This window comes from Streptomyces sp. NBC_01298, assembly GCF_035978755.1.
Lineage (GTDB): Bacteria > Actinomycetota > Actinomycetes > Streptomycetales > Streptomycetaceae > Streptomyces.
In genome coordinates this window covers 5,788,748-5,800,230 of sequence record NZ_CP108414.1, presented here as the reverse complement: position 1 = coordinate 5,800,230, position 11,483 = coordinate 5,788,748, and the positions used below count along the sequence as shown (strand labels likewise).

Sequence of the window (11,483 nt, the reverse complement as noted above, 5' to 3'; positions counted from 1 at the left end):
CGCTTCAACCCCGGACTCGGGTGGGCGAAGCCCCGAGGGACGGGTGCGGCCCGGGATCCCTGCTCTCCAGCCCGCCCGGCGTTTGAGGACCGGGGCCTGGGGCGGAGCCCCGGGGGGGGCACAGCCCGGGATCCCCACTCTTCAGCCCGTCCGGCGCTTGAGGACCGGGTCAGGGCGGAGCCCTGGGAACGGTGGAAGGGCGGGTAGGGGACAGCCCCGCAGGGCCGCCCACCCGCACGCGACTCCTCCCCCGGCCGGGGACGCCGCCACACCGGCACGCACGAGCCACTCTCCAGTCCGGGGCCAGAGCACCAAGGGCTCAGGGGGCCAGAGGGGCCAGGGGCCAAGGGGTCACGCCCCTCGCCCGAACAACGGGCCAAGCACCAGCTCCGCCGCCCCCTCCGCCACGCCCCCCTCCGCGAGTTCCACCCTCACCGCACCCCCCACAAAGGCCCGCACACCCAGAACCCCCCGCACCCCCTCCAGGAACACGCCCGGCGCAGCCGCCACGACCCGGCCCCCGAGCAACACCCGGTCCACATCCAGCAGCGCGACCAGGTTCGCCGCCGCCTCCCCCACGATCCGCGCCGCTTCCTCCAGCCGGCCGCCGGCCACCGCGTCCAGGCACAGGACCTCCGCGCACCCGCGCCCCCCGCACCGGCAGGCCGGCCCGTCCAGCCGCAGCACCTGGTGTCCGAACTCGCCCGCCGCCGAGCGCCGCCCCCGGTAGACCTCGCCGCTACCGGCCAGCCGGAGCCCCGCCCCCAGTCCGGTGCCGACGTGTACGTACGCCACGGCCTCCCCGAAGGCGGCCTCTCCGAAGCCGGCCCCCGCCGCGACCCCCGCGTTGGTGTCCTTGTCCACCCGCACGGGAACCCCCAGCCGCCCCTCCAGTACCTCCCGCAACGGGAACCCCTCCCACTCCGGGAACCCCGTCACCCGCCCCAGCACCCCGGTCCGCCAGTCCAGCGGCCCCGGCGCGGCCACGCCGACGCCGAGGAGCGGCCGGTCACCACACACCCGCGCGACAGCCCGTACGGCCTCCTCGACCACCGCGTCCGGACCGGCCCCGAAGTCCAGCGGGGCACGCCCGTCCGCCACGACGCGGCCCGCCAGATCGACCCGTACCGCCGTGAGCTCGTCGCGGTCCAGGTGCACCCCGACCGCGTGCCGCGCCTCCGGGACCAGCCTCAGCAGCGTGCGCGGTTTGCCTCCCGTGGAGGCCTCGCGTCCGGCGTCGGCCACCAGGCCCTCGCCCCGGAGCCGCGCGGCGATCTTGCTGACCGCCTGCGGGGTGAGCCCCGTACGCGCGGCGAGGTCACCGCGGCCCAGCCCGGCGGGGCCGGCTCCGCGCAGGAGATCCAGCACCAGCGCGTCGTTGTGCCCGCGGAGCACGGGCAGATTCACGCCGCTGCCACCACTCACGTCGCCCCCGCCGCTCCTGCTGTCCCTGCCGTTCCCGCTACCCCTGTCCACCTGGCCATTGTCCACCCTCCTTGCACTTAAGCAACACTGTTGCCAAAGTAGTCACCATGAACGCCACCGCCTCCGCCACCTCCCCCACCACCACCCCCGCCCCCCTCCGCGTAGGTCTCGTCGGCTACGGCCTGGCCGGTTCCGTCTTCCACGCCCCGCTCGTCTCCGCGACCGAGGGTCTGGTCCTCGACACCGTCGTCACCTCCGACCCGGGCCGCGCCGCCCAGGTCCGCGAGGCCTACCCGGACGTCCGGATCGCCGCCACCGCCGACGAGCTGCTCGCCCAGAGCCCCGCCCCCGACCTGATCGTCATCGCCTCCCCCAACAAGACGCACGTCCCGCTCGCCACGGCCGCCCTCACCGCCGGCATCCCGGTCGTCGTGGACAAGCCGCTCGCCGCCACCGCCGCCGAAGCCCGCGAGCTGGCCGCGCTCGCCGAGCGGACCGGCACCTTCCTCTCCGTCTTCCAGAACCGCCGCTGGGACAACGACTTCCTCACCCTGCGCCGCCTCCTCGCCGACGGCGAGCTGGGCGAGGTGCAGCGCTTCGAGTCCCGCTTCGAGCGGTGGCGTCCGCAGCTCAAGGGCGGCTGGCGGGAGTCCGGCGCCCCCGAGGAGATCGGCGGGCTGCTGTACGACCTCGGCAGCCACGTGGTGGACCAGGCGCTGGTGCTGTTCGGCCCCGCGGTACGGGTCTACGCGGAGACCGACGTACGCCGCCCGGGCGCCGAGGCGGACGACGACACCTTCATCGCCCTCACCCACGCGAGCGGGGTCCGCTCCCACCTCTACGTCAGCGCGACCACGGCCCAGTTGGGCCCGCGCTTCCGCGTACTGGGCTCCCGCGCGGGCTACGTCAAGTACGGCCTGGACCCGCAGGAGGGGGCCCTGCGCGAGGGTCTGCGCCCCGGCGACCCCGAGCGGACCTGGGGCGAGGAGCCCGAGCACCTGTGGGGCCGGCTGGGCTCCGGGGAATCACCTCTGACCGGCGGCGGCACGCCGGTACGAACCACCCCGGGCGACTACCCGGCGTACTACGCGGCCGTGGCGGCGGCCCTGCGCGACGGCGGCCCGGCCCCCGTCACGGCCCTGGAGGCGGCGCACTGCCTGGACGTACTGGAGGCGGCCCGCAGGTCGTCGAGCGAGGGGTGCACGGTGAAGGTCTGAGCCGTCCGGGGCCCCGGACGGGAACGGGAAAAGGGGCGGCGCCGTCGACGACGGCACCGCCCCTCCCTGTCGATCCGCGACTACGCGTCCTTGAACTCCTGGCGCTGACGGCCGAGCCCGTCGATCTCCAGCTCCACCACGTCGCCCGCTCGCAGGAACGGCTTCGGCTCCGGCTGGCCCGCGGCCACACCGGCCGGGGTGCCGGTGACGATGACGTCGCCCGGGTACAGGGTCATGAACTGGCTCACGTACCGCACGACCTCGCCGACCGGGAAGATCTGGTCGGAGGTGTGGCCGTCCTGCTTGAGCTCACCGTTGACCCACAGCTTCACGTCCAGCGCCTGCGGGTCCGGGATCTCGTCCGCGGTGACCAGCCAGGGGCCGAGCGGGGTGAAGGTCTCGCAGTTCTTGCCCTTGTCCCAGGTGCCGCCGCGCTCGGTCTGGAAGGCGCGCTCGGTCACGTCGTTGACCAGGACGTACCCGCCGACGTGCGCGAGGCCCTCCTCGGCGGAGGCCAGGTAGCGGGCGGTGGCACCGATGACGACGCCGAGCTCGGCCTCCCAGTCGGTCTTGACGCTGGTGCGCGGGATCAGCACGGTGTCGTCGGGGCCGACCACGGTGTCCGGGGCCTTCAGGAAGATGATCGGCTCGGCCGGCGCCTCGGCGCCCACCTCGGCCGCGTGCCCGTGATAGTTCAGGCCGATGCCCACGACCTTGCCTATGCGGCCGACCGCGGACCCGATCCGCAGACCCTCGGCGTCCAGCACCGGGAGCTCACCGGACTCGGCCGCGTCCCGTACCCGGGACAGCACGGAGTCGTCGGCGAGCAGCGCGCCGTCCACATCCGTGATCAGGCCGGACAGGTCCCGCAGGGTCCCGTCCTGGTCGAGCAGCGCGGGGCGCTCCGACCCGACGGGTCCTACACGCAGCAGCTTCATGGGCATTCTCCCGTGGTCGAGGGTGGTCGGCCCATGGGCATGCCCCGGGCCGGCCGATGGGTTGCGGCCATCGGAGGATTGGTCGATCCTCCAAGATGACGGCCTCATCCGCAAGACCCTGTTCACATGGCGGAACGCTCAGCTCCGCTGAGCGCCAGCCCGGCACGCTCCGACCGGTCCTTCCGGTGCTGGAGCCAGGCACGCTCGGCGACCGACCACGCGGTGGTGGTGACCAGGTACAACCCGGCCGCCAGCGGCACCAGGGCAGCCGTGATCAGCGTCCCGAAGGACAGCAGGGGCAGTACGCCGCCCAGCTTCCGCGCGAGCTCCTGCTGCTCGGCCGTCAGACCGGCGCCAGCCCCGGCACCCGAGGCCGCCCTACCCCCGGCCGCCTTCGCCCGCACGCCGTTCCCCCGGCCGGTCCCGGCCCCGGCGGCCTTCGCCACCTTGGACCCGGCAGCCTTGGACCCGGCAGCCTCCGCACCACCGGCCTTCGCACCACCGGCCTTCGCACCACGGGCCGTCGCACCAGGGGCCGTCGCACCACCGGCCTTCGCGCCACCGGCCCCGCCAGTGGCAGCCATCAGCGCAGCCGCCGCGCGGCCCCGCACCGCACTCCACGCGGCCACCACCGCGACGGCGGCGAACAGCCCGAGGAACACGAGCCCCTGCTCGCCGAAGAGCCCGCCCTCCCCGAGCGCCTCACCCCACCGGTCCCCGAGCGGTGCGGCGAACAACCGGTGGCCGAGCAGTTCGTTGGTGGCCCCGCCGATCTCGGACGAGGAGAACGCCCGGTACATCAGGAAGAACACCGGCAGCTGGAGCAGCACCGGCAGGATGCCCGCCACGGGAGTCGCCCCGCGGAAGGCGGCCCGGCTCAGAGGGTGCAGAGCGAGCCGCACGAGCACGGTGAACAGCACGATCGCGGCAGCGGTCGCGGACTCGGCCAGCACCGGCTCCAGCAGCCGGCCCAGCAGAGCAACAAGATCGATGAAAACGGACACGTGGGCCCTCCGAAGGGACTCGTCGAACGTCGAAAGAGATGCGTTTCGGCGTGACGACCCGCGAGGGGCGGCAAGGTGTGGCGATCAGAAGTGATCAGGAGGAAGGAGCTGCGCGCCCCTACGCGGCCGTCGGAAGGGCCCGGCCGGGCGCCCTGGGCCGCGACCGGCCCGCAGCGTCGGGATCCCGCTGCGGCAAGAACGCCGTGCGCTGCTCGCGATCACGGATCGCGGTACGTATTCGGTGCGGCGGCACCGCCCGGACCAGCCGGGCGGCCAGGGCCGAGGTACCCACGGCGAGGGTCGTCGCGAGGACCACCACGACAGCGCCGAGCCCGCCCTCCCCGGCGAACAGCCCGAGGAACCCGCCGAGCAGCAGGAGGGAGGTCAGCAGGGCCACGAGGCGCGCGGACGGCAAGGACTGCGCGGACGGCGCGGTGAACCCCACGGGGCGAAGCCCGCTGTGCTCTGCCACACGAACCACCCCCTTCCAGCTCCCGCGCACGAACTCCCGTAAGAGACCGGCGACTCACACCCGTACTACGTGACCCCGTACGTGACCCCGTAGGTGATCCCGTACTAGCACTGGCACTCGATACTAACCATGCGCACTGACAACGGACGGGGCCTCGTTTTGATCCCCGGTTCCGGGCAGCGGATCGCGCGCCAGCACTTCCTCGTCCGGCCGCCGATCGGGCCCACCAGCCCCCGCCCCGCTCCCCGCCCGCTCCCGCGGGCCGAGCCAGGTCACCGTCAGCGCGATCGCCAGGTTCACCGCGAGGGCGATCATCCCGGCGTTCACGCCCCACACCGGGTCGTTGCCCGTGAAGACCAGCCCGCACACCACCGCGACCCCCGCGGCCAGCCCGCACACCGCGGCCACCGTCGTGAGCCTGCGCCACACCAGCCCCAGCAGCAGCATCGGCACCAGTTGCGCCATGCCCTCGTAGGACACGAGCGAGAGCCTGACCAGCGTGTTCGGCGCCACGTACGTCATCACCAGCGCGATCGTCCCGGCCGCCACCACGACCGCCTGCGAGGCGAGCTTCTGCCGCTCGCCCGAGCTCCAGCGCGGCAGGAACGAGAGCACGCTGCGCCCCCACATCGTGCCGATGACCAGCATGAACACCGCCATCGGCACGATCGACGACAGCGCCGCCGCCACCCCGATCACCCCCACCGCCCACGCCGGCAGGGAGTCCACGACCAGCTTGAACAGCGCCAGGTTGGACTCCGCGCCCGTCAGCCCCGGTACGACGAACAGCGCCGCCATGCCGAGCAGCATCGGCACGAAGAGCAGCACGTTGTACGCGGGCAGCAGGATGGCGTTGCGGCGCAGCGCGTCGGCGCTCCGCGCGCCCAGGTACCCCGCCACGGTGGTCGGGAAGATGACGACGGTCAGCGCGTTCAGCACGGTGGTGGACGCGAACCACGCCACCCCCAGTTCGCCCCGGCCCCCCGTCCCGCTCCCGGCGCCGGGCAGGGTCAGCCACTGCGGGCGTTCGGCGGTGAGCCGCTCGAAGAGCTCTCCGTAGCCGCCGAAGTAGTGCAGGGGCACGTAGACGGCGAGGAACCCGAGGGTGGCGATGACCAGTACGTCCTTCAGCACGGACACCCACGCGCTGCCGCGCAGCCCGCTCACCACGACGAAGCCGGTGGTGACGGCGAAGGCGATGAAGTAGGCCCATTCCAGGGACACCGCCCCGTAGGTGACGGTCGAGACCACCACGCCCATGCCGGTGATCTGGAGCTGGATGTAGGGGAGCAGGAAGACGGTCGCGAGCACCGCGACCGCGGCGCCGAGCCAGGGGCGCCCGTAGCGATGGCTCACCATGTCGGCGATCCCGACCAGCCCGTGGCGGCGCGCGTAGTCCCACAGCATGGGCCCGACGACGTAACCGACGGCGTAGCCGCAGGACATGTAGGCGACCACGTACATCACGGGGGCGCCGTAGTTGTAACCCCAGCCGGCCGCGCCGAGGTAGCTGAAACTCGTGTACCCCTCGCCCGCCATCAGGACCCAGATGAACACGGTGCCGAGCGAGCGCCCGCCCACCGACCATTCGGCGAGCCCACCGCCGCCGCCCCCGCCATCCCCGTCCCGCCCGCGCACCGCGAGCAGCCCGAGCGCGACGGTGGCCACCATGAACACGGCGAAGACGGTGGTCGCCACGGCCACCCGGCTCACCGGTGATCACCGCGCCAGGTCAGCCAGACCGCCAGCGGGGTCAGCAGGGTCGCCCCGATGAACCAGAGGAGCAGGAACGGTACGCCGCCCAACGCCGGCTCCACCCGGTTCGCGAACGGCAGCACCCCGACGAACAGCACGAACGGCACGGCGAGCCAGACCAACTGGGGACGTTTCATCCTTTTCCGACGCACCGCCCCACCCTAAGGCCCCTCCCCCCGTCAACGCTTGAGCGTCCCCCACACCACGAGCCGGTACTTGGAGCTGTACTCGGGCGTGCAGGTCGTCAGCGTGATGTACGCGCCGGGCTCGCTGTACCCGGCCCCGGGCCTGACGATGCTGCGCGGGACGGGCGCGATCACCCCGGTGTCGCGCTCGGTCGTCTCCGCCAGCGTCTGCCCGACCAGGTACACGTACCTCTTCCCCCGCACCTCCACGATCAGCTCGTCCCCGGCCCTGAGCCGGTTGATGTAACGGAAGGGCTCCCCGTGCGTGTTGCGGTGTCCGGCGACCGCGAAGTTCCCCTCGGCCCCGGGCTGCGCGGTTCCGGCGTAGTGCCCGGCGTACCCCTTGTCGAGCACGGACCGCTTGTCCACGCCCTGCGCGACGGGCACGGCGACGCCCAGACGCGGAATGCGCAGGATCCCGTACGCGGACTCCCGCGGCGGCGGCTTGCCGGCGCGCGGCCCGGAGTTCCCGGGCGCACCGCCCGAGGACCCGTCGGACCCGGCGGACCCGTCGGCGGAAGCGGCACCGGCGGGTTCTTCCTGCGCCCCGTCCGCCGGCCCGTCCTGCGGCCCGTCCTCCGGCCACCCGGAAGGTGGGGCGGCCTCCTCCAGCTCTCTCACCATCTCGTGCGCGGCGCTCAGCGCCTGCCGGTTGGTCCACCACACCTGGTGCACCACCAGCAACATCACCACCACGCCCACGGTGACGGCGAGTTCACCGGCCGCCCACAGCACTCCGGCAAGACCGGCCCGGCGCACATGCCAGGACCGCCGGCCCTTCCCCTGCACCACGACCCGCACGCGATCTCGCACGGGCGGCACCCTAAGTCCTCCCCCCTCAACTGACCAGCGGCAGTACGCTGCAAACCATGCGCCCCGACACGCCTGCCGAGCACATCGCCGAAGCCGAGCGCCTCATCCGCACGGCGACCCGCTACCCCGAGGACCAGGAGCCGTTGCTCCTCCAGGCCGCGGCCCACCTCGAACTGGCCGACGAACGCGAACGGGCGAGCGCCCTCTACGACCAACTCCTGGCCGCGGACACGACGGACGACCCCTCCCTCATCAAGGCCCTCCAGGCGGCCAACCTCTGGGAGTACGGCCACGAGCCCGAGGCCCGCGCCCTCATCCAGGGCATCCGGGCGGCGGCCCCCGCGGACCCCGCCCCCTGGGAAGTCATCGCCGAGGCCCTGGAAGCCCATGACGAACTCGAGGCCTCCCACGAGTGCTTCACCGAGGCGGCCACCCTCCTGGCCCCGGACAACACCCCCCTCACCCAGGCCACGACGGCGCTCCTCACGGGCCGCCACCGCGTACGCCGCCTCCTCGGACTCCCCCACGACGACTGGGACATGGTCGCGGACACCCGCCACATCGGCCCGATCCCGCTGGACGAACTCCACGACCCCAAGCGCATCTGGGCCCTGGGCTCCGACGACCCGGCCGAACTCCGCGCCGAGATCGCCCGCCTGCGCGCCGAACTCGGCGACCGCCGCGCCGCGCTCTCCCGCCCCTTCCCGGTGGCCATCCTCCACTGGCCGGCCCGCGAACTGGCAGAACTCCTGACCTCGTACCCCACCCTCTCGGCGGAGTACCCCTCCCACGACGCCCACCTGGCCCAGGTCGAAGCCTCCCTCCGCACCCTGGCCGCCTCGGGCACCACGAACCTGGGCATCGTCACGGCCAGCGTCCCCTCCTACGAAGCCTTCGCGGCCTCGGAGAAAACCTCCCCGTCCTCCCCGTCCCTCCTGGCGGAATACGCCACCACCCTGGCCGCCCGAGGCAAAGCCACCCCGTGGCCCCCCACCCGGACGAACCCGTGCTGGTGCACGTCGGGCAGGCCTTACGGCGACTGCCACGGGGCGGCCTGACCTACTCGCCCCCACCGTGGGGACATAGGGCCCTGTCCATGGATGGCGACCGCCGTTACCCTTAGTCACTCCGTATGGGCGAGTCTCCAAGGCAGGAAATGACCGACGACTGGCAGTTCGACGTCCCCACGACCGGAACCAAGCACCTCCCACCGGACTCCCGGTACATGGAAGCGCTCAGCAGCCAGGGGTACGGGTTCGAGACCGCCATCGCCGACCTCGTCGACAATTCCATCGACGCCGGGGCGCGCGACGTCGTCATTCACTTTCTGCGTGACGAGGACCGGCTGGTCAGCCTCCTGGTCATCGACGACGGCAAGGGCATGACCGAGGAGGAACTCGACGTCGCGATGACCGTCGGCGGCCGTCGCGGATACGACCCCCAGTCCCTGGGAATGTTCGGGACGGGGCTCAAGTCGGCCTCCTTGAGTCATGCCGCCGCAGTGACCGTAGTGAGCAAGACGCGACGGACGAGGGCCGTCGGGCGGCGCTGGCTCATGGAGCGAGCCGTCAGCGGGTACCAGTGCGACATCGTCGCGGGCGACTACGCCCAGTCCCTGATCGACCGCTACTCCGATCGGCCGATCACTTGGCAGGGAACGGTCATCCGCTGGGACGGGGTGAAGGACTTCCCTCGCCACGGAGGGGGCGGGCAGACCAACCGCTATCTACTACGCACCATCAATCGTCTCGGGCTCCAGCTCGGCTTGTACCTCCATCGCTTCCTGGCCCGCGACGACTTCAACATCACCATTGCCGTCGAGGACGTGAATACCGGAACCGAATACATGAACTTCGGCGTCGAGCCACTCGACCCCTTCGCGTATCCGGTGTCCGGTCACCCGGACCACCCCCGCCGGTTCACCGTCGACTGCCCGTCGATCCGCCGAATGTCACTCGAGGCCCATATCTGGCCAGCCAAATCCACCCTGGACGGCTTCAAAGCCGTCGGCACGGGGCTCGACCGGCAGGGCTTCTACTTCTACCGCCACAACAGGCTGGTTCAAGCAGGCGGCTGGAACAACTTCCGCCAGCCCGAACAACACCTCGCACTGGCGCGGGTCGCCGTTGATCTCCCCTCCGATACCGCGGACGTCTTTCGACTCACCGTGAAGAAGGAGGGGGTGGAAGTCTCTCCCGAGTTCATCGCGGCGCTTGACGGAGCCGTGGACTCCGAGGGGCGAAGGTTCCCCGGGTACGTGGCTGAGGCCGACGCGGTCTATCGGGACTCTCGGAAGCGTGCGAGCACCACCCGGAAGCCCGTCATCGGCCCGGGCAAGGGGTTCGACCCCACCCTGCGCGAAACGATCGAGGACGAGCTCCCCCTGCTTCAGGGCGAGGAACCCATCTCGGTCCGTTGGCAAAAGTTGGACAACAGCGTCTTCTTCGAGATCGACCGCGAAGAGCGCACCATCGTTCTCAATCAGCATTACAGGACGGCCCTCTTGGGCGGGCGTCGCGGTGGGCTGAACGACGCTCCCACCGTCAAAACCCTCGTCTACCTCCTCCTCCACCAGGTCTTCGAGAAGGACTACAGCGGCAGTCGAGAGAAGGACAATCTGCAGTTGTGGCAGTCCATTCTGGTCGCCGCCGCACGAGTGGAGCTCGAACGGATGGGCGACGATGACTGACCGCGGCACTGCCCCGGAACTGGGCTGGTCGACGGTCGAGCACTACCTGGGCGCGGGCCAAGCCACGAGCTATCGACTTTCCGATGCCGGGGCTCGGCGTACGGTCCGGTACGAGATCGGCCAGGGCGGGCGCGACATCTCGCTCACCGTGGAACTGGACCGCCACCAAAGGCCTCCTCGTTCCACCCTGCCTGCCGTGGCCATCGACCAAATCAACCATCACGGCACACGCATGGCACGGATCAGCACCACTCAGGTGGCCCTCGTGCGCGACTTCCACGACCTTCTGATGGCCGTGGCGGATCGCATCGTCACCGGCGACCGCACGCTGGAGGAAGCCCTCGAAGAAACCATCCGCGCCTGGGGCGAACTGCTCGGTCGGCCTCACGGACTCGGCCTGGACAAGCGGGTCGGCCTCCACGGGGAACTCGCCGTTCTGCAGGCAGTGGCCCGGTCGCACGGGTGGGAGGCGGCGGCCCGGTCCTGGACGGGCCCCCGTGGGGAGCAGCACGATTTCGGACTCGCGGCCACGGACCTCGAGGTGAAGACGACGACGGCCGAAGAGCGCCGGCACACCGTTCACGGAATCAGGCAGCTCGAGGAGTCCGAAGGACGTTCTCTCTGGTTCGCCTCCCTCCAGCTGACCCGAGGCGGAATCGGGGGGCGTTCCCTCGGGGACTCGGCCGCCGCGGTGCTCCGCGACGCCCGCGCGGCCGACCGCATCGCCGCGATGTCCATCGAAGCCTCCCTCGCATCGGCGGGATGGTCCTCCGACGAACGGGATGACGAGCGTTGGACCCTACGTACCGAACCGCTGCTCGTTCCGGCCGACCACTTGCCGAGGATGACCACGGACATGCTTCCCGCCGCGGTCAGGGAGCACGTTTCCTCGATCGACTACTGCATTCACGTCAACCACCTGACCCCCGTGCCGGGATCCCCGGTCGATCTCACAGACTTCCGTCTCCCGTGACGAACGAGGATT

General features: G+C 71.6%; 11 protein-coding genes. 4 read left to right on the top strand and 7 right to left on the bottom strand.

Annotated features, from left to right (window positions below):
* Positions 1–351: 351 nt before the first annotated feature.
* Positions 352–1,407 carry an ROK family transcriptional regulator gene (locus tag OG730_RS26360; RefSeq protein WP_442815023.1) on the bottom strand — a complete coding sequence of 352 codons (1,056 nt, stop codon included), beginning with the start codon at positions 1,405–1,407 and terminating at the stop codon, positions 352–354.
* Positions 1,408–1,532: 125 nt separating this feature from the next.
* On the opposite strand from OG730_RS26360, the gene OG730_RS26355 reads away from it, so the two are divergent.
* Positions 1,533–2,642, top strand: coding sequence for a Gfo/Idh/MocA family oxidoreductase (locus tag OG730_RS26355; protein WP_327306552.1), 1,110 nt, complete (start codon positions 1,533–1,535; stop codon positions 2,640–2,642).
* A gap of 80 nt (positions 2,643–2,722) precedes the next feature.
* Here OG730_RS26355 and OG730_RS26350 read toward each other — a convergent pair whose 3' ends face one another.
* The 6 genes from OG730_RS26350 to OG730_RS26325 form a co-directional block, all read right to left on the bottom strand.
* Positions 2,723–3,580, bottom strand: a complete 858-nt coding sequence (locus OG730_RS26350) for a fumarylacetoacetate hydrolase family protein (RefSeq protein ID WP_327306551.1) — start codon at positions 3,578–3,580, stop codon at positions 2,723–2,725.
* A 122-nt stretch (positions 3,581–3,702) separates the two neighbouring features.
* Positions 3,703–4,584 carry a hypothetical protein gene (locus tag OG730_RS26345; RefSeq protein ID WP_327306550.1) on the bottom strand — a complete coding sequence of 294 codons (882 nt, stop codon included), beginning with the start codon at positions 4,582–4,584 and terminating at the stop codon, positions 3,703–3,705.
* A gap of 118 nt (positions 4,585–4,702) precedes the next feature.
* Complete coding sequence (locus tag OG730_RS26340; protein WP_442815022.1) at positions 4,703–5,056, bottom strand: DUF6412 domain-containing protein; 354 nt, start codon at positions 5,054–5,056, stop codon at positions 4,703–4,705.
* Between the two features lie 123 nt (positions 5,057–5,179).
* Complete coding sequence (locus OG730_RS26335) at positions 5,180–6,727, bottom strand: sodium:solute symporter family protein (protein WP_327309431.1); 1,548 nt, start codon at positions 6,725–6,727, stop codon at positions 5,180–5,182.
* A gap of 38 nt (positions 6,728–6,765) precedes the next feature.
* Positions 6,766–6,948, bottom strand: coding sequence for a DUF3311 domain-containing protein (locus OG730_RS26330; RefSeq protein WP_327306549.1), 183 nt, complete (start codon positions 6,946–6,948; stop codon positions 6,766–6,768).
* Positions 6,949–6,990: 42 nt separating this feature from the next.
* Positions 6,991–7,809, bottom strand: coding sequence for a class E sortase (locus OG730_RS26325; protein ID WP_327306548.1), 819 nt, complete (start codon positions 7,807–7,809; stop codon positions 6,991–6,993).
* Between the two features lie 56 nt (positions 7,810–7,865).
* Between OG730_RS26325 and OG730_RS26320 the strand changes: the two genes are divergently transcribed.
* The 3 genes from OG730_RS26320 (at position 7,866) to OG730_RS26310 (ending at position 11,471) form a co-directional block, all read left to right on the top strand.
* On the top strand, positions 7,866–8,867 hold the full coding sequence (locus OG730_RS26320; protein WP_327306547.1) for an SEC-C domain-containing protein: 1,002 nt from the start codon (positions 7,866–7,868) through the stop codon (positions 8,865–8,867).
* A 98-nt stretch (positions 8,868–8,965) separates the two neighbouring features.
* Positions 8,966–10,498, top strand: coding sequence for an ATP-binding protein (locus tag OG730_RS26315; protein ID WP_327306546.1), 1,533 nt, complete (start codon positions 8,966–8,968; stop codon positions 10,496–10,498).
* The gene (locus tag OG730_RS26310; protein ID WP_327306545.1) at positions 10,491–11,471 is read left to right on the top strand and encodes a PD-(D/E)XK motif protein; all 981 of its coding nucleotides are present in this window, start codon (positions 10,491–10,493) and stop codon (positions 11,469–11,471) included. The genes OG730_RS26315 and OG730_RS26310 overlap by 8 nt, the downstream gene beginning before the upstream one ends.
* The last annotated feature ends 12 nt before the right edge of the window (positions 11,472–11,483 follow it).